This is a genomic window from Uliginosibacterium sangjuense (assembly GCF_059132465.1).
Genome location: NZ_CP101132.1, coordinates 68,496 through 86,556 on the forward strand (window position 1 = coordinate 68,496; position 18,061 = coordinate 86,556).

The 18,061-nt window shown below is 67.4% G+C and carries 12 protein-coding genes; 5 read left to right on the forward strand and 7 right to left on the reverse strand.

The window, feature by feature from the left end:
* The first annotated feature begins 234 nt into the window (after nt 1–234).
* On the forward strand, nt 235–2,832 hold the full coding sequence (locus tag NMB43_RS00330) for a beta-glucosidase family protein (RefSeq protein WP_494350159.1): 2,598 nt from the start codon (nt 235–237) through the stop codon (nt 2,830–2,832).
* A 153-nt stretch (nt 2,833–2,985) separates the two neighbouring features.
* Here the strand turns inward: NMB43_RS00330 and NMB43_RS00335 are convergent, their stop codons facing one another.
* Complete coding sequence (locus tag NMB43_RS00335) at nt 2,986–4,788, reverse strand: DEAD/DEAH box helicase (protein WP_494350160.1); 1,803 nt, start codon at nt 4,786–4,788, stop codon at nt 2,986–2,988.
* Nucleotides 4,789–4,998: 210 nt separating this feature from the next.
* Nucleotides 4,999–6,468 (reverse strand): sensor histidine kinase, encoded by a 1,470-nt coding sequence (locus tag NMB43_RS00340; protein WP_494350161.1) that lies wholly within the window; start codon nt 6,466–6,468, stop codon nt 4,999–5,001.
* A gap of 142 nt (nt 6,469–6,610) precedes the next feature.
* Between NMB43_RS00340 and NMB43_RS00345 the strand changes: the two genes are divergently transcribed.
* The gene (locus NMB43_RS00345; RefSeq protein ID WP_494350162.1) at nt 6,611–7,864 is read left to right on the forward strand and encodes an Hsp70 family protein; all 1,254 of its coding nucleotides are present in this window, start codon (nt 6,611–6,613) and stop codon (nt 7,862–7,864) included.
* A 102-nt stretch (nt 7,865–7,966) separates the two neighbouring features.
* Here NMB43_RS00345 and NMB43_RS00350 read toward each other — a convergent pair whose 3' ends face one another.
* The 4 genes from NMB43_RS00350 to NMB43_RS00365 form a co-directional block, all read right to left on the reverse strand.
* A complete protein-coding gene (locus tag NMB43_RS00350) occupies nt 7,967–10,180 on the reverse strand; it encodes a rhamnogalacturonan lyase (RefSeq protein WP_494350163.1) in 2,214 nt (737 codons plus the stop codon).
* A 154-nt stretch (nt 10,181–10,334) separates the two neighbouring features.
* The gene (locus NMB43_RS00355; RefSeq protein ID WP_494350164.1) at nt 10,335–11,432 is read right to left on the reverse strand and encodes an acyltransferase family protein; all 1,098 of its coding nucleotides are present in this window, start codon (nt 11,430–11,432) and stop codon (nt 10,335–10,337) included.
* A 100-nt stretch (nt 11,433–11,532) separates the two neighbouring features.
* Nucleotides 11,533–13,122, reverse strand: coding sequence for a methyl-accepting chemotaxis protein (locus tag NMB43_RS00360; protein ID WP_494350165.1), 1,590 nt, complete (start codon nt 13,120–13,122; stop codon nt 11,533–11,535).
* Between the two features lie 63 nt (nt 13,123–13,185).
* Nucleotides 13,186–13,629: a cache domain-containing protein gene (locus tag NMB43_RS00365; RefSeq protein WP_494350166.1), complete on the reverse strand. Its 444-nt coding sequence runs from the start codon at nt 13,627–13,629 to the stop codon at nt 13,186–13,188.
* Nucleotides 13,630–13,788: 159 nt separating this feature from the next.
* Here NMB43_RS00365 and NMB43_RS00370 point away from each other — a divergent pair, with 159 nt between their 5' ends.
* The 3 genes from NMB43_RS00370 to NMB43_RS00380 all read left to right on the forward strand — a co-directional run bounded on the left by NMB43_RS00370 (nt 13,789) and on the right by NMB43_RS00380 (nt 17,597).
* Nucleotides 13,789–15,747: a peptidase U32 family protein gene (locus NMB43_RS00370; RefSeq protein ID WP_494350167.1), complete on the forward strand. Its 1,959-nt coding sequence runs from the start codon at nt 13,789–13,791 to the stop codon at nt 15,745–15,747.
* Nucleotides 15,748–15,762: 15 nt separating this feature from the next.
* Nucleotides 15,763–17,184: an MFS transporter gene (locus tag NMB43_RS00375; RefSeq protein ID WP_494350168.1), complete on the forward strand. Its 1,422-nt coding sequence runs from the start codon at nt 15,763–15,765 to the stop codon at nt 17,182–17,184.
* An 80-nt stretch (nt 17,185–17,264) separates the two neighbouring features.
* Nucleotides 17,265–17,597 (forward strand): cupin domain-containing protein, encoded by a 333-nt coding sequence (locus tag NMB43_RS00380; RefSeq protein ID WP_494350169.1) that lies wholly within the window; start codon nt 17,265–17,267, stop codon nt 17,595–17,597.
* Nucleotides 17,598–17,666: 69 nt separating this feature from the next.
* Here the strand turns inward: NMB43_RS00380 and NMB43_RS00385 are convergent, their stop codons facing one another.
* Nucleotides 17,667–17,939 (reverse strand): MoaD/ThiS family protein, encoded by a 273-nt coding sequence (locus NMB43_RS00385; protein ID WP_494350170.1) that lies wholly within the window; start codon nt 17,937–17,939, stop codon nt 17,667–17,669.
* Nucleotides 17,940–18,061 lie beyond the last annotated feature (122 nt).

The following is an 18,061-nucleotide window of genomic DNA, read 5'->3' on the forward strand; positions in this document are numbered from 1 at the left end:
TCCAGTGGCGCGATGGCGATGACTACCATACAAGTTTATCCCCGCGCGGCCCGGAATGCTCTTCGGGCCAGCCCTAAAGCGCCTTCTATGCGTAAACCCCGATCAGCCGGCGGCATGAGGGCCATGAAAACACGGCATTGGACGCCCCTTGGAGCGGATTCAAGAATGTGATCGACACCCCGGAGCTTCTGCGTTCCGGTGCGTGCAGACATTCGATAACGCGAGGAGCAAGCAATGCAGAAGTTCGGGACGAAGAAAAGCCGCCTGGCCCTGGCCGTCGGCCTGGTGTTGAGCGCGGGCCTGGTGGCCTGCGGTGGCGACGGGGGCGGCGACGAGGTCAGCGCCCCGGCGACGGTGGCGGCGCCCAACGCCCACCCGTGGATGAGCCCGGCCATCGTGGCCGAACAGGGGGCCGCCACGACGGATACGGCCAGGGAAGGCGTGGCCAACAAGCGCGCCAAGCTCCTGCTGGCGGCGATGACGTTGGAGCAGAAGATGCAGCAGCTCACCGGTGCCATGCCGGAAATCGTGCCCGAGCTGCCCAACTGCTTTGGCGCTCGCCACGTGACCGGCATCGCGGCGCTGAGCATCCCCACCCTGCGCATCACCAACGGGCCGGTGGGCCTGGGCCAGAACGACTGCGTGTCGCTGGCCGTGTACCAGGACGTGGTGGCCGGCAAGAAGAGCTTCACCGCCGCCTACACCGACATCAGCTCGGCACAGGCGACCGCCCTGCCCTCGGCCATGGGCGTGGCGGCTTCGTTCGACCCGGCGGTGGCCACCACCTACGGCGAGGTGATCGGCACCGAGATGAACAATCTCGCGCTGCATGTGTTCGAAGCACCCGGCGTCAACATGGCGCGCATCCCGGTGCTGGGCCGCAACTTCGAATACTTCGGCGAAGACCCCTACCTGACCGGCGTGATGGGCGTGGCCGAGACCAAAGCCATCCAGGCCAAGGGCGCCATCGCGATGCCCAAGCACTTCGTCGCCAACGAGCAGGAAACGAACCGCATGAAGGTGCAGACCACGGTCGACGCCCAGGTGCTGCGTGAGCTCTACCTGCTGCCCTTCGAGATGGCGGTGAAGGACGGCAAGGCCGGCTCCATCATGTGCGCCTACAACTACGTCAATGGTGTGAGCTCCTGCGAGAGCAAGGACTTGTTGACCGGCGTGCTGCGCAATGACTGGGGCTTCACCGGCTATGTGCAGTCCGACTTCTTCGCCATGAAGAGCGCGGTGGGCACCATGCAGGCCGGCATGGACCACGAGATGCCGATCCCGCAGTACTGGTCCAAGACCAACCTGACGGCGGGCCTGGCCTCCGGCGCGCTCACCACCGCCATGCTCGACAAGGCGCTGGAGCGCCGCTACACGCAGATGTTCAAGTTCGGCATCTTCGACCGGCCTGTCGTGCAGACCCCGATCGACTTCGCGGCCAACGGCCAGAAGGCGCGCGAGGCCGGCACCAAGATGGCGGTGCTGCTGCAGAACAACGGCGCACTGCCGATTCCGGCGACGGCGCAGAAGCTGGTGCTGATCGGCAAGGCCAGCCAGGTCTATGCGCAGATGGCGGTGGCCGGCGGCGCGCGCGTCGGCGTGGCGATCGCCGGGGGCAGCTCGGACGTGATGCCCAACTACACGGTGACCCCGCTGGACGGCATCAAGAACGCGCTGAAGACGCTCGGCAACACCACCGCCACGGTGCAACTGATCCTGGTCGATGACGCCAATGCCACGGCGACCATCGACGGCGTGGCCAAGAGCTTCGCCGACGTGCAGGCAGCGGCGGCCGCCGCCGATGCCGTCATCATGATGGCCGGTACCATCGCCGAGGAAGGCGCGGACCGCCTGACGACCGCCAATGGCAGCTCACTGTCCTCCAACGTGGTGCCCATCGCGCCGGGCGTCAGCGCCGCCGATGGCATGAGCCTGGACTGGTACGTCGCCGGCTCGCTGACCGTACCGGCCACGCCCAGCGGCAGCGCCGCGATGGTCAAGAACAGCCAGACCGTCGCCATGATTCAGGCCATCATGGGCACCAGCTCGACCACCGCCAAGAGCATGCTGCAGAAGACCGCGCTGGTGCTCAAGGACAACGCCGGCGTGGCGATGGACCCGACCCTGGTGGGCGCGGCCGGCCCGGCCATCCTGGAAGCCTGGTTCCCCGGCCAGGAGGACGGCAACATCGTTGCCGAGCTGCTGTTCGGCATCAAGAATCCGTCCGGCAAGCTGCCGGTTACCTTCCCGTACGCCGGCAAGAGCTTCCTCGACAGCGTCAGCGAAGAGCAGTACCCCGGCAAGGTGGCTGCCGACGGCGTGACGCAGACGGTGGACTACACCGAGAAGCTCCACATGGGCTACCGCTGGTATGACGGCAACATCAGCGGGCAGTGCGCGGTGGTGGCGGGCAGCAACCCCTGCGTGGCCTTCCCCTTCGGTCACGGCCTGTCCTACACCAGCTTCACCGTGACCAGCCCGGCGGTTGTGGCGAGCGGCAGCAAGTACAACGTGACCGCCACGGTCAGCAACACCGGCAGCCGCGCGGGTGCCGAGGTGGTGCAGGTCTACCTGTCGCTGCCGGCCGGCGCCAGCTCGGTGGGCGCCCCCCAGCCACCCAAGCGTCTGGTGGGTTTCCAGAAGGTGGAACTGGCGGCGGGTGAATCGAAGCAGCTCACCCTCAGCATCGACCCGGCGGCCAGCCATCACCCCTTGAGCGTGTGGAGCAAGACCTACAACATGTGGCTCACGCCGGCCGGTACCTACACGGTGCAGCTGGGCAAGTCATCGGCACCGAAGGACCTGGTTCAGGCCGGGACCTTCACGCGTTGATCCATGCGTGACCGAGCCATGTGGGCTGGGGGGAGGCCGTAGCCGCTTCCCATCGACCCCGATGGCATGTGTGGGCTGGTCACCACACAAAAAAAGCCCCGCGCGATCTGTATCGCGCGGGGCTTTTTAGTTCTGAAGCGGGAGTGAAACGACTCAGCGGTCGCCGAAGCGGCGCAGTGCGTTCATGCCGCGCGACAGCATGCCGCGCAGGCCATCCTGACCGGGCTTGCTGGCACGCACGCGATTGCCGTCCACTTCCGGGCGCTCCTTGGGGATCACGTTGCCATTCACCTCACGCGGCGGCGGCGGCGCGACATTGCCATTCACTTCGCCATGTTGGCGCGGGCTGCGGTTGCCACGGCTGTCACGGTCGCCACGGGCTTCGTGCTTGTCACGTCCGCCGCGCCCTTCACGGCCTGCCGGGCTGCGATTGCCCTCGCGCGGGGCGCCGCTGCGGCCCTGACCCTGGCCTTGGCGGCCTTCGCCCTGGCGACGCGGTTGAGCTTCGCCACCCTGGCGCGGGGCACGTTCGCCTCCCTCGCGGCGCGGTTGGGCTTCGCTGCGGGGGGCTTGGCTGTCGGCGCCCGCGGGCTTGCCGCGACGGCGACGACCACGGCCCTCGCCCTGCGCGGCCTCGCTCGCCGCGACGACGACGGGCTGCTTGTCTTCGGCTTGTGCATTGGCCGGCTTGGCCGCGGCACGTGCAACCGGCTGACCGCCCCGACTGCCACGCCCCGGCTTGTCCGTCTTGGGGGCGGAGTTGGCGGAGCGGCCGCGCGCTTGTTGTGGCGGGCGCGGTTGGGCGTCCTCAGCGGCTGCCGTGGTGGGAATCTCGAAGGCCGGCAGCGCCACGCGTTCGATGCTTTGCTTGGTCAGCTTCTCGATGTCGCGCAGGTAGGCCAGCTCGTCCGGCGCGACCAGCGACAGCGCTTCGCCGCTGGCGCCAGCGCGGCCGGTGCGGCCGATACGGTGCACGTAGTCTTCCGGCACGTTCGGGAGTTCGAAGTTCACCACATGCGGCAGCTCGACGATGTCGAGGCCACGCGCGGCGATGTCGGTCGCCACTAGCACCTGCAGTTCGCCCGATTTGAATTCGGACAGGGCGCGGGTGCGCGCGTTCTGGCTCTTGTTGCCGTGGATCGCCAGCGAGGGGATGCCACCCTTGGTGAGCTGCTCGGCCAGGCGGTTGGCGCCATGCTTGGTGCGGGTGAACACCAGCACCTGGAACCACTGGTGTTCGCGGATCAGGTGCGCCAGCAGGTGACGCTTGGCTTTCTGGTCGACCAGCATCACGCGCTGGGTGATGGCGTCCTGGGTGGCGTTGCGGCGCGCCACCTCGATCAGGGCCGGGTTGTTCAGCAGGCCGTCGGCGAGCTGTTTGATCTCGTCCGAGAAGGTGGCCGAGAACAACAGGTTCTGACGTTGCTTGGGCAGCAGCGCGAGCACCTTCTTGATGTCGCGGATGAAGCCCATGTCGAGCATGCGGTCGGCTTCGTCCAGCACCAGGATCTCGACGCCGGAGAGGTCCACCGTCTTCTGTTGCACATGGTCGAGCAGACGGCCCGGGGTGGCGACGAGGATATCCACGCCGCGCTTGAGGGTGCTGATCTGCGGATTGATGCTGACCCCGCCGAACATCACGGTGGACTTCAGCGGCAGGTGCGCGCCGTAGTGGCGCACGCTCTCCTCGACCTGGGCCGCGAGTTCGCGCGTCGGGGTGAGGATCAGCGCGCGGATGGCGCCGGCCTTGCGGGCGGGCGTCTGGGTCAGGCGCTGCAGGATGGGCAGGGTGAAGCCGGCGGTCTTGCCGGTGCCGGTCTGGGCGCCGGCCATCAGGTCGCCACCGTTCAGGACGGCGGGAATGGCTTGTTGCTGAATGGGCGTAGCTTGGGTGTAGCCGCGCGCTTCGACGGCGCGCAGCAGGGGCTCGATGAGCCCGAGGGATGCAAAGGACATGTCACTCCAGAAAGGGGAGTGCCTGGTCGACCAGCCGGGCGGTGTGCGCCATGGCACCAGTCAAGGCTGACGAAGCGGGTTCGTTGGATTTGTGTAGGGGACGGATGCAGAGAAGCAGACGCGCTACAGGCAGCGGCAGGGGACTGGTTTCAAGGCCGCAGGCTGCGCAGTGTGCCCGAAACGCCCGGCCTTGCAAAGCAAGTTTTCGTGTCAGCGGGGCGCCAGGCCGTGCGCCGGTGCGTTCAGCGGCAGGCTCAGGGTGACCGTGGTGCCCTTTCCCGGCGGGCTGTCGATGCGGATGTCGCCGCCCAGCAGGCCATGCACCAAGGTGTAGGCCACGTGCAGGCCGAGGCCGGCAAAGCCCTGCCCCAGGCGGGTGGTGAAGAAGGGGTCGAAGACGCGCGGCAAGGCGGCCGAAGGGATGCCCCGGCCGTCGTCGCTCACGCTCAGCGTGAGATGGTTGTCGTCCGGGCGGCTGGCCGTGACCCGCACCAAGCCCCCGGGGCGGCTCTCGAAACCATGCTGGATCGAATTGCCGAACAGGCTGGTCAGCACCTGTTGCAGTTGCGCCGGATAGGAGTCGAGCAGGATGTCCGCCGGCACTTCGTTGCGGATTTCGCATTGCGCCTCGCGGATCGGCACGGTCAGCAACTGCACCGTGTCGGCCACCAGCTCGCGCAGGGAGAAGCGGGTGAGTCGGGCGTCCTCGTGTTCCACCACGATGGCGCGGAAGCTGCCGATGCGCTCGGCCGCACCGGCCAGCGCCTGGGTCAGCATGCGGCTGCCGTCTTCCTGTGCGGCGAGGAAATGCAGCATGTCGCTGCGCTTGAGGTCGCTCGCCTCGATGCGCGCACGCAGCTCGCAGCAGCGCGCCTGCAGGCTGCTCGACAGCAGGCGCGCGTTGCCGATCGGCGTGTTCAGTTCGTGGGCGAGCCCGGCCACCAAGCGTCCCAGGCTGATCAGCTTGCGCGCCTCGATCAGCGCGTCCTGGGTGCGCCGCAGCTCGTCGATGGTCTGCTCCAGCTCGTGGTTGCGTTGCGCCAGCGCCTGGGTGCGTTCGCTGACGCGTTGTTCCAGTTCGAGCACGCGCGCGCGCTCCGCCTCGTCCATCTGATGGCGCTCGATCGCGATGCTGGCCAGATCGGTGGCAGCCTGCACCGCCTCGCGGTGGAACGGACTGGGGGTGCGCACGCAGTCGTAGTACAGCGCAAAGGTGCCCAGAACGCGTTGCTGGCGGCCGAAGATCGGCGACGACCAGCAGGCCTGCAGGCCCAGCGGCAGGGCCAGGTGCTTGTAGTCGGCCCAGCGCGGGTCGTGGGCGATGTCGTTCACCTCCACTGCCTCGCCCAGATAGGCGGCGGTACCGCAGGAGCCGGTCAGAGGACCGATGCGGGCGCCGTCGATGGCCGTGGTGTAGCTGGGCGGCAGGCGCGGGGCGGCGCCGTGGCGCAGGCGGTCGCCGTCGAGCAACAGCACCGAGCAGCGCACATCGTCGGCCAGCGCCTCGATGTGCCGGCACAGCAGGTCCAGCGTCTCGCCCAGTGGCGCACCGCGCACCACCGCCTCCAGCACCGCGCTTTGCAGCTTGAGCAGGTCGGCCGAGCGCAGGACGACATGTTGGAGGGCAGAGGAATCCAGGTTCTCGGGGTTGCCCACGGTGTAGTTCCGTGAATGATTCACCTGCAAATGTGGTGCAGCCACCCGCTGCGGGCAAAGCCACACACCCAAATGGGCAGGGTGGTGGCGCCGGCGGACCCGAGATTGACCGTTGCGGGCTGCCCGCTTACCCTTGCCGCCCCCTGGATTTCCCCTCCCCGGCATCATGGCCTTGCGCGCCTGCGGCATCGACTTCGGTACCTCCAACTCCACCGCCGCCCTGTGCGACGAGGCCGGCGCGCGGCTGCTGATGCTGGAGGACGGCAAGCCCACCCTGCCTTCGGCAGTGTTCTTCAACCTCGACGAGGAGCGCGTGGCGGTCGGTCGCGCCGCCTTGGCGCAATATCTGGAGGGCTACGAGGGGCGCCTGATGCGCGCCATGAAGAGCCTGCTGGGCACCAGCCTGATGGACGCCGGGACCGAGGTCGGCGGGCGCCACCTGCCGTTCCGCGAGCTGATCGGTGCCTTCCTGGGTGAGCTCAAGCGGCGTGCCGAACAGGCCGCACAGCACGAGCTGGAGGCGGTGGTGCTGGGGCGGCCGGTACGCTTCGTCGATGAGGACGATGCTGCCGACCGGCGCGCCGAGGACACGCTGGGCGAGATCGCGCGCGGCCTGGGCTTCCGCGAACTGAGCTTCCAGTTCGAGCCGATCGCCGCCGCCCATGCCTATGAGCAGGGCATCACGCGCGAGGAACTGGTGCTGGTGGTCGACATCGGCGGCGGCACCTCGGACTTCTCGCTGATCCGCCTGTCACCGCAGCGCCGGGGCGTGGCGGACCGCAGTGCCGACCTGCTGGGCAACAGCGGGGTGCATGTGGGGGGTACCGACTTTGACAAGCGCTTGTCCCTGGCGGCGGTGATGCCGGCCTTGGGCATGGGCGCGCGGCTCAAGAACGGTGGCCCCTTCCCCAGCAACGTGTTCTTCCAGCTTGCCACCTGGCACACCATCAACCAGGCGTATACGCGCCGGAGCTGGAGCGAGCTGCAGGCCCTGGCGCCCTCGGTGGCCGAGGACGCGGCTTACTCACGCTTGCTGCGCGTCGTGGGCCAGCAGGCCGGACACCACCTGGCGATGGAGGTGGAGCGGACCAAGATCGCCTTGTCGGAGGACAGAAGCACCCGCTTGCCGCTGGACGACATCGAGCGTGGCTACACGCTGGAAATTCCGCGCAGTCTGCTGGAGCAGGCCATTGCCGGCGAAGTGGGCCGGGTCTGTGCCGCCGCGCGCGCCTGCGTGGCGCAGGCGGGCGTGGCCGAGCGTGCGATCGACACCTTGTTCTTCACCGGTGGCGCCTCTGCCGTGCCGGCCCTGCGCACCGCGCTGGCGCAGGCCTTCCCGGCGGCGCGTCCGGTCGAGGGCGATCTGTACGGCAGCGTGGGCTGTGGCCTGGCGGTGGTGGCGCGGCAGCGTTACGGCTGAGGGTGGCAGGGGCTACGCTCCGACTCCCGACTCCCGACTCCCGACTCCCCAAAAAGAAAACCGCCCGCAGGCGGTTTTCTGTCTACGACACGCGGTACGCGTTCAGGGCGTGCGCACCGGTTGCTGCACCACAGCCCCCATGCCATTGCCGAGGAAGAAGCTCGGGTGCGGCGGTTGGTTGTAAGCGTTGTTCTGCGTCGCCACCTGGGCCCGGTATTGCGGGTCGTGCATCAGGGTCGGGAAGCGGTAGCCGGTCGGGATGCCCGTCGAGTAGATCAGCAGCGCACTGTTGTCGCTGTTGCGCCAGATCACCTCTTCGCGCCAGTCGCCGAACAGGTCGCCCGACAGCACCGGGTTGGCCTTGGTGCCGTTGTTGGAGGCCGCGTTGGCGCCGCTCACCAGCGTGCTGACGCTCTGCGACGCGGGGTTCCACTTGGTGATGGCGGTGCCATCGAGCAGTTCGCGCGACAGGTCGCCATCCCACCACAGGCCGAAGTTGATGCTCGGACGCTTGCTGCTGATCGACACGCCGGTGGCGCTATACACGCCGCCCACGCTGGACCAGCACTCGTAGCCCGGGTAGGCCGGGTCGATGTCCAGGCACAGGCCGCGCCCGGTATCCACGCCGGTCTTCACGCCCCACAGAATCTTGCCCGTCGCGGCGTCGTGCATCTCCATGCCGTAGGCCGCCGAAGTGCTCTCGTGGACCATGAACACTTCCTTGCCGGGGCGGTTCGGGTCGAGGTCGGAGAGATGGAGTGCATCACCGTGACCAAGGCCGGTCGAATACATCAGCGAGCCGTTGCCGTTGATGGTGGCTGCACCGTAGATGATGTCGTCCTTGCCATCGTTGTTGACGTCGCCCACCGTGAAGTAGTGCGCGCCCTGGCCTGCCAGTGCGCTGGCGCCCGAGTTGCTATCCACCGTCCAGCGACGCGACAGCTTGCCGTCGCGCCAGTCCCAGGCCACCACCACCGCGCGCGTGTAGTAGCCACGCGCGAACACGGCCGAGGGACGGGTGCCGTCGAGGTAGGCCACGCCGGCCAGGAAGCGGTCCACCCGGTTGCCGTAGGAGTCGCCCCAGCTCGATACCGTGCCGCGCGCCGGTACATAGTCGGTGGTGGCCATGGCGGCCCCGGTCGCGCCGTTGAACACGGTCAGGTACTCCGGACCGGACAGCACATAGCCTGAGCTGTTGCGGTAGTCGGCGCTGGACGAGCCGATCACCGTGCCCTTGCCGTCCTTGCTGCCGTCGGCGGTCTTCAGCATGACTTCGGCCTTGCCGTCGCCGTCCAGGTCATACACCACCATCTGGGTGTAGTGCGCGCCGGCGCGGATGTTGCGGCCCAGGTCGATGCGCCACAGGCGCGTGCCGTTGAGCTTGTAGGCGTCGATGAAGGTGTTGCCGGTGTAGCCGGACTGCGAGTTGTCCTTGGCATTGGTCGGCTGCCACTTCAGCACGATCTCGTACTGGCCGTCGCCGTCCAGATCGGCCACCGAGCCGTCGTTGGCCTCATAGGTGTAGCTCACGCCGTCGGGCGTGCTGCCGCCGGCGGGCCTGGAGATCGGCACCGACAGGTAGCCGTTGGCGAACACCAGGGCGCTGGCCGCTGCCTGCTCCACGCCGTTGATGACCGGGCGCACGGTGTAGCTGGAGCCAGTGCTGCCGGAGGTGTCCTGGAAGTTGGTGGCGTTGAGCGGGCTGCTGTTGAGCTTCGTGCTGCCGCGATAGACATTGAAGCTGATGCCGGACGGGTCCGTGCCGAGCTGGCGCCAGCTCACCAGCACGCCGCTGGAGGAGGGCACCACCACCACGCCGCGGTCCAGCTTTTCGACGTACTTGCCGCTGCCGCCGCTCGACGAGGAGGACGACGAAGAAGACGAGGACGAGGACGAAGAGGAGCTGCTGGACGAGGAGCTGGACGAGGAGCTGGAGGACGAGCTGCTCGACGAGGATGAAGAACTGGAACTGCTGCTGGAGCTGCTCGACGACGAGGAGGAGCTCGACGAGCTGCTGGAGGAAGAGGAGGAACTGCTCGACGAGGAACTGGCCACCGCGCCCACTGAGCACCAGGCAGAACTGGTGAAGCTATTGGTCGGGAAGGCCGAGCCGGTACACGCGAAGCTGCCGGTCTTGACGGCGTAGACAAAGGAACCGGATTTGCCCAGCGCAACGTTCCTGGTGCCCGTCATCGTGCAGGTGGCGCCGGTGTTCTGTACGCACTTGGTGTAGCCCGACGGATAGTCCGTCGCGGCCTGGGCGCCGGAGGCGAGGCCGAACAAGGCCATCGCGCCGGCTAGACGCTTGAAGTTCATGACTGTCTCCTCGATCGAATTTGGTATTTTTGTTGTTACGCATCAGTGAGATACGATGCGCCACGCGCCTATATGCCACGAGGGCGGGCGGAAGGAAAGCTGCGCCCGCACAACGGTGCGCAGCCGGTCACGGCGGGGCAGACGGGAAGGGGGCTCAGCTAGCGCGCTGGCCGGTGCCGGGTTGCAGGCCGAAGTCGGCCAGGCGACCGGCCCAGCCCAGGGCGGGCTGCTCCACCCAGCGGTGGAAGGCCGCGCCGGCCAGCACCGACAGACCCCAGGCGGCCAGTACGCCCACTGCATTCCAGGCGGGCGAGTCGCCGGCCAGACGCAGGACCAACGGGTTGACCAGCAGCAGCACTGCGAAGTGGATCAGGAACACGGCGTAGGAGATGCGGCCGAGGAAGCGCAGCGGGCGGCTCTCCACCCAGGCCGGCAGGCGCTCGGGGTGGCGCAGGGACAGCAACAGCCAGATCGCCGTCAGCAGTGCGACCAGGATGCGCACCCGATAGTCCAGCAACAGGGCTACCAGGGTGAGCCCCGCCAGCACGACGAAGACGTGGCGCAGCGGCCGTGCCGCCAGGGCCCAGCGGGCGCCGGCGCCCAGCGCATAGGAGCCGAAGAAGTAGAGGCCCCAGCTATCCCAGGCGTCATCGAGATTGAAGTGGAACAGGGCAGCCAGTCCGAGGCCCAGGGCCAGCACCGGCCCGACCGGCAGGCGCGGCGTGAGGCGCTGACCCAGCCACAGCAGGCCGGCCAGCAGGGCGAACAACTGCAGGTCGATCGCCACGTACCACACCCCGGCCGACAGCGAGTCGATGCCCAGCACGCCATGTAGCAGCAGCATATGCAGCGCGAACTGGGTCGCCTGTGGCGCCGCCGGGATCAGCGCATGGCTCATCTGCCCGCGAGCCCAGGCCGCGCATAGCACGGTGATCAGCAATGCGGCGGCGAAGGGCAGGGCCAGGCGCAGGTAGCGGCGCAGCAGCATGGCGGGCAGGCTCACGATGCGCGCACGGCCGTCCGGCGCCAGTGCATGGGCGGCCAGGAAGCCGCTCAGCACGAGGAAGACCTGGACCGCGATGCGCGCATGATTGGCCAGCCAAGCCAGCAGGTCCGGCGCCAGCGGCCAGGCGATGTCGGCCATCGGGCCGTAATAGGCCAGGTGGTGCAGGACGATCAGTTGTGAGGCGAGGGCCTTGAGGGCATCGAGGCCAGGCAGCGGGCGTGCCGGGCGGAGGTCGGGGTGAGACATGTTGCGAGAGAACGGTCGCCGCCGGGCGCGGCATCGGTACAAACCCGCGATCCTACCCCGAATTCAAGAATATTCAATGAGTTAAGTCAGCGGCGCCGGCTCAGGTCTTGAAGTGGCTGATCAGCTCATGCAGGGCTTGCGCTTGCTGCTCGATCTGGCGAGCGGCAGTGGCGGCCTGCTGAGCCATATCAGTGTTGTCCTGGGTGGCCTGCACGATGGATTCCACACGTGCCGCGAACTGCAGGCTGGCGTTGGTCTGCTCCTGCAGCAGGCTGCCGATCGCGCTGACGCCTTCCAGCACCTTGTCGGTGTTGGTGGTGATCTGCTGGGTGGCGCCACCGGCCTGTTCCGCCAGCGCCACGCCATTACGCACCGCAGCCACGGTGTGGTTCATGCGGTCAACTGCGGCATGGGCGTCGCGTCGGATTGCTTCCACGGTCTGGGTGATCTCCGCCGTGGAGAGCGCGGTGCGCTCGGCCAGTTTGCGTACCTCGTCCGCCACCACCGCGAAGCCTCGGCCGGACTCACCGGCACGGGCGGCCTCGATGGCCGCGTTCAGCGCCAGCAGGTTGGTCTGATCGGCGATCTCACGGATCACGCCCACCACCTGCGTGATACGGGCCGATTGTTCGTCCAGCGCCTTGATGGTGGCGGCCGCCTCGTCGGCTGAGCTGGCCACGGCGTGCATCTCCTGCACGGTGTCGAGGATCGTGGCGCTGCCCGAATTGGCGATCTCGCCTGCCTTGACGGTCATGTCGCGCACATCGCGGGCGGCGTCGGACATCTGGCTGACCGCCGTGGACAGCTCCTCCACCGTGGCGGCAATGGAGGCGGCGTCGTCACTCTGGTGCGCGGAGGATTCCGCCACGCCGTTCGCCGAGCCCGAGAGCCGGGCACTGGTGTCGCGGAACTCGCCGGCCGAGCCGGCGATGGATTGCAGGGTGCGCCGCAGCCCGTCCTGCATGTCGCGTATCGCGGAGAGCATGGCAGCGATCTCGTCTCGCCCCTTGACCTGGATGCTCTGCCGCAGATCGCCGTCGGCGATGCACCGCACGGCCTGGCTGGCGAGCTGCACCTGGCGGGCAATGTGGCGCGAGATCCTGGCCGTGATGAAGACCGTGAACGCCAACGCGAGGACCAGCGCGATACAGGTGGACCACAGCGCCAGCCGGTAGCTGGCATCTGCCGCGGCATTGGCCGTTTCGCTGGTCTGGCTGGCCGACAGCAGCATCTCGTTGGCTGCTTCGTTCATCTCGACGAAGGTTTCCTCGGCCGCACCGATCACCCCCATCGCCAGGTTGGGATCGGCCTGCGCCATGTCCACGCCTTCCTCGATCTGCTTGAGGTACTTCGGCAGCAGGCTGACGACTAGGCGCGCCTGCTCGTCCTGCCGCTGTTCCAGCATGCCGCGCAGGACGTTCACATCACGCACGATCTCTTGCTGACGCTGCTTGATGGCTTCGTCGTTGAGCGAGCTGAGCCACACGAACAGGCGATAGCCGCGGGCTCGCAGCTCCGACAGGCGCTGTACCACGATGTTGGCGCGGTTGAGCTCCTGGAGGGTTTCGGTGGTGATGGTGTCCAGTGCGGCTTTCTGGCCCTGCAGGCCAAGCAGCGCCATGCCGCCGAGCAGCATCAGGAAGAGGATGGCCACACCCGGCGCCAGCAAGAGTCGATGCAGGAGCTTCATGCGGCCCCTCCCAGTGCAAGAATTGGGCGCTGCCACCGCGCAGGCGGAGGCAGCACTTCATGGTCAGCGCTTGTAGACCCCTGCGCACACCGCCGTTTCACCATTGCGCTCGCAATACATCTGCTTGGGCAGCACCTTTTTGGTCACCGGGTCGGTGAACTTGTAGTCCTGCCAGAACTTGCCCTTGCTCTTGGCCAGCTCGACGCGTTCCTTCACGAAAGGCTTGCCGTCCGGGTCCTTCATGTCGATCAGATCCTTCTCCACCATCTTGGGGTTCTGACCATGCGCCTTGACCACGCCATTCAGCGCATAGACCACCACGTACAGATCGCGGTCTTTCCAGGTTTTGTCCTCGGTGAAGTCTTTGTAGGCCTGATCCGCCCCTGCCTTCTTGATGTGGGCGATGGCCTTGCCGACGATGGCCTCGGCCTCCTTGGGGGTGGCGAAATCCTCGGCCAGTGCGGCCTGGCTGAACAGCAATCCACAAACGATCAGCAGCGGTTTCATGGGGCCTCTCCTCTCATCGGGACGGACTTTGTGTCCGGGGTCCCTCGCGTATCGGCGTGCTGCGGTGCAACTTGAGTGAGTGGAAATCCGTAAATCGCGTGGTCCGAGGGCCTTCGCCCGCTAAAATCACGCTATTCCACAAGATGTTGCATTCCCCCCATGAGCCTCGCCCCCCACCAGCTCGAACTGCTCGCCCCCGCCAAGACCGCCGAGATCGGCCGCGAGGCGGTGCTGCATGGCGCCGATGCCGTCTACATCGGCGGCCCCTCCTTCGGCGCACGTGCCGCGGCCGACAACCCGGTCAGCGAGATCGCCGGTCTGGTCGAGTTCGCGCACCGCTACGGCACGCGCATCTTCGTCACGCTCAACACCATCCTGCACGACGACGAGCTGGAGCCGGCGCGACGCCTGATCCACGCGCTGTACGACGCCGGCGTGGACGCGCTCATCGTGCAGGACATGGGCGTGCTGGAGCTGGACATCCCGCCCATCGCGCTGCATGCCTCCACCCAGTGCGACATCCGCACGGTCGACAAGGCGCGCTTCCTGGGCGAGGTCGGTTTCTCGCAACTGGTGCTGGCGCGCGAGATGACGCTGGTCGACATTGCCAAGACGCGTGCCGCGGTGTGCCCCGAGGTCGCGCTCGAATACTTCGTGCACGGCGCCTTGTGCGTGGCCTTCTCCGGCCAGTGCTACATCAGCCATGCGCACACCGGGCGCAGCGCCAATCGCGGCGACTGCTCGCAGGCCTGCCGCCTGCCCTACACGCTGGAAGACGCGCAGGGCCGCGTGGTCGCCTTCGACAAGCACCTGCTGTCGATGAAGGACAACGACCAGAGCGCCAATCTCGCCGCGCTGGTCGACGCGGGTATCCGCAGTTTCAAGATCGAAGGCCGCTACAAGGACATGGGCTATGTGAAGAACATCACCGCCCACTACCGCCAGTTGCTCGACGCACTGATGGAGCAGCGCCCCGAGTTCGTGCCGGCCGCGCAGGGGCGCACGCAGATCCTGTTCCAGCCCGACCCGGACAAGAGCTTCAACCGCAGCAGCACCGACTACTTCGCCAATGGCCGGCAGATCGACATCGGCGCCTTCGACGCGCCTACCCACGTCGGCGAGGCCATCGGCACGGTCACGCGGGTCAGCGACAACTGGTTCGAGATGGAGGCGAGCAGCCCGCTCACCAATGGCGACGGCCTGACCTGGATGCACAAGCGCGAGCTGCAGGGCGTGCAGGTCAACGTCGCACGCGCCATGGGGCCGACCTGGCGCATCGAGCCGAACCGGCCGCTGGCCGAGCTCAAGGGCCTGGTGCCCGGGGTGACGATCAACCGCAACCGCGACCACGCCTGGGAGCAGGCGCTGACCAAGAAATCCGCCGAGCGCCGTATCCCCGTGTGGCTGCGCTTCCGCGAGACGGCCGAGGGCTTCGCGCTGCGCATCGAAGACGATCGGGGCGTAGTGGCCGAAGCGGCGGTGGCGCATGCCAAGGAAGCCGCCAAGGACGCCGCGCGTGCCGACAGCGGCCTGCGCGACAACCTCGCCAAACTGGGCGCCACCCTGTACGACGCGCAGGATATCGTCATCGACTGGGCGCAGCCGTGGTTTGTGCCGGCCTCGGTGGCCAATGCCCTGCGCCGCGACGCCGTGGCCGCGCTCGACGCCGCGCGCCTGGCCGCCCTGCCGCGCTGGACGCGGATGGTCGCCAGCGAGCCGCCGGCACAGTATCCCGAGACCTCGCTGAGTTTCCTCGCCAACGTCTACAACGAGGCGGCGCGGCGCTTCTACCGTCGGCATGGCGTGCAACTGATCGCCGCCGCCTACGAGGCGCATGAGGAGACGGGCGAGGTGCCGGTGATGATCACCAAGCACTGCCTGCGCTTCTCGTTCAACCTGTGTCCCAAGCAGGCCAAGGGCGTGCAAGGCGTGCAAGGCCAGGTCAAGGCCGAGCCGATGACCCTGGTGAACGGCAAGGAGCGCCTGACCCTGCGCTTCGACTGCAAGCCCTGCGAGATGCATGTGATGGGCACGATCCGCCCGGGCATCCTGAAGAGCCCACCGCCCGGATCGGTGGAGGCGCCGATCAGCTTTCACGCCAAGCGGCCGGCGCATTGAGGTGACGTCCCACTCGTGAATGCCCCGCAGTTCCAACTGTTTGGCCGCAGCATTCCCCTGCTGCCCATCATCGTGGCGGTGGCCTTGTTCATGGAGAACATGGATTCCACCGTCATCGCCACCTCGCTGCCGGTGATCGCACGCGACCTCGGCGAAGACCCGGTGGCGCTGAAGCTGGCGCTGACTTCCTATCTCGTCAGCCTGGCCATCTTCATCCCCATCAGCGGCTGGATGGCCGACCGCTTCGGCACGCGCACGATCTTCCTGTGGGCCATTGGCGTGTTCGTCGGCGGCTCACTGGCCTGCGCGTTTTCGAGCAGCCTGGGCGGCTTCGTCGCGGCGCGCTTCGTGCAGGGCGTGGGCGGCGCGATGATGGTGCCGGTCGGGCGCCTGGTGGTGCTGCGCTCGACCAGCAAGGCCGAGCTGGTGCGCGCGATGAGCTACCTCACCATGCCGGCCCTGCTGGGCCCGGTGATCGGCCCGCCGCTGGGCGGCTTCATCAGCACCTATTTCCACTGGCGCTGGATCTTCTTCATCAACGTGCCGATCGCCGTCCTCGGTGCCCTCTACGCCGCGCGCCACGTACCGCAGATCAAAACCGAGGACGTGCCGCCGCTGGACCATGCCGGCTTCGTGCTGTCCGCCTTCGGCCTGGCGCTGCTGATGCTGGGCTTCGCCACCCTGGGTCGCCATTTGATCTCGACCCCGGCCGCCATCGCCTGCCTGATCGCGGGCATCGCCATCATGGGGGCCTACCTGTGGCATGCGCGGCGCACGCCGCATCCCCTGCTGGCGCTGCACCTGTTCCGCCAGGCCTGCTTCCGTGCCAGTGTGGCGGGCGGCTTCCTGTTCCGCATCGGCATCGGCGCCATTCCCTTCCTGCTACCGCTGATGATGCAGCTCGGCTTTGGGCTGACGCCCTTCCAGTCCGGCCTGCTGACCTGCGCCACCGCCATCGGCGCGCTGGGCATGAAGACCGCGACCACGCGCATCCTTGGCCGCTGGGGCTTTCGCCGCGTACTGACCATCAATGCCGTATTGACCGCGCTGTCGCTGGCCCTGATCGCGGCCTTCACCGCCCGCACGCCAGCCGTGCTGATGATGGCCGTGCTGCTGGTGGGCGGTTGCCTGCGCTCGCTGCAATTCACCAGCCTCAACACCCTGGCCTATGCCGAGGTGGAGCCGGCGCAGATGAGCCAGGCCACCAGTCTCGCCAGCATGGCGCAGCAGCTGGCGGCCGGCATGGGTGTCACGGTCGGGGCGGCGGCGCTGCAATCGGCGCACTTCCTGCGGGGGGGCGAAGAGGCGCTGGTGGCCTGGGACTTCTCCATCGCCTTCCTGTGCGTGGCGCTGGTATCCCTGACTTCCCTCCTTCTGCTGCGGCGCCTGCCACCGAATGCCGGTGCCGACCTGTCCGGCGCGCGCCACGACGACTGAGCCGCTGCGGCGTCACAACAAGACACAGCGGATGACGGGCGGCTATCCTTATGCTCGCAGCTTCACCTGAGGAGAACCCGATGAGCGCCAAGAAACTCGTAAAACCGGAATGGCAAGACCTGGGCGGCGGCGTCAAGCGCCGTATCACCGCCGACGGCGACAAGCTGATGCAGGTGGAGGTGCACTTCCAGCCTGGTGCCGAGGGCTACATGCACAATCATCCGCATGAGCAGACGACCTACGTGGTCAAGGGCGGCGGCATCTATACCATCGTCGACCAGCAGTACGAGATGCGCGCCGGCGACATCATCCTGGTGCCGGGCGGCCTGATGCATGGCTTTCTCGCCATGGAGGGCGAAGAGACCCTGCTGCTCGACACCTTCTCGCCGCCGCGCGAGGACTTCCGCGCGTAGGGCGGGTGGAGGCCGCTGGCCGAAACCCAGCGGGCCTGCGGCCGTCTGCCCTTCGATGGTCAGCTTTATCTAGCCGCCCGACAGCGCCGCCACGATCATGACTTCGGCATCCGGGCGCAGTACGACGCTGATGTCACGCACCGACTCGCCATCGACGAAGAGCTTGATGTGACGGCGCACGCCGTCCTGCTCGTCGATGATGCGAAAGCGCAGGCCGCTCCAGCGTTGCTCCAGTGCCACCAGCAGCTCGGCCAGCGTGCTGCCGGGCGGGAGCGCGAACTCTGCTTCGCGCAGGCCGCCGGTGTAGTCGTGCAGGTGGGTGGGCAGTCGGACGTGGATCATGTGGAAGCCGTAGCAAAATGGTTCTGGCCTTGTTGCGCCGCCTTGCCGTACTACTTGTACTGTCTGCGGCGGCGCGCCTAGCCACTTAGTTGACCCAAGCGGTGTCGCTGCGCGCCACTCCA

Bases quoted from the DNA above. Each gene is read 5' to 3' on its own strand.
- NMB43_RS00365 (WP_494350166.1), bottom strand. From the start codon at position 13,629: ATGAAACCGCTGCTGATCGTTTGTGGATTGCTGTTCAGCCAGGCCGCA.
- NMB43_RS00345 (WP_494350162.1), top strand. From the start codon at position 6,611: ATGGCCTTGCGCGCCTGCGGCATCGACTTCGGTACCTCCAACTCCACC.
- NMB43_RS00380 (WP_494350169.1), top strand. From the start codon at position 17,265: ATGAGCGCCAAGAAACTCGTAAAACCGGAATGGCAAGACCTGGGCGGC.
- NMB43_RS00385 (WP_494350170.1), bottom strand. From the start codon at position 17,939: ATGATCCACGTCCGACTGCCCACCCACCTGCACGACTACACCGGCGGC.
- NMB43_RS00355 (WP_494350164.1), bottom strand. From the start codon at position 11,432: ATGTCTCACCCCGACCTCCGCCCGGCACGCCCGCTGCCTGGCCTCGAT.
- NMB43_RS00350 (WP_494350163.1), bottom strand. From the start codon at position 10,180: ATGAACTTCAAGCGTCTAGCCGGCGCGATGGCCTTGTTCGGCCTCGCC.
- NMB43_RS00370 (WP_494350167.1), top strand. From the start codon at position 13,789: ATGAGCCTCGCCCCCCACCAGCTCGAACTGCTCGCCCCCGCCAAGACC.
- NMB43_RS00335 (WP_494350160.1), bottom strand. From the start codon at position 4,788: ATGTCCTTTGCATCCCTCGGGCTCATCGAGCCCCTGCTGCGCGCCGTC.
- NMB43_RS00330 (WP_494350159.1), top strand. From the start codon at position 235: ATGCAGAAGTTCGGGACGAAGAAAAGCCGCCTGGCCCTGGCCGTCGGC.
- NMB43_RS00360 (WP_494350165.1), bottom strand. From the start codon at position 13,122: ATGAAGCTCCTGCATCGACTCTTGCTGGCGCCGGGTGTGGCCATCCTC.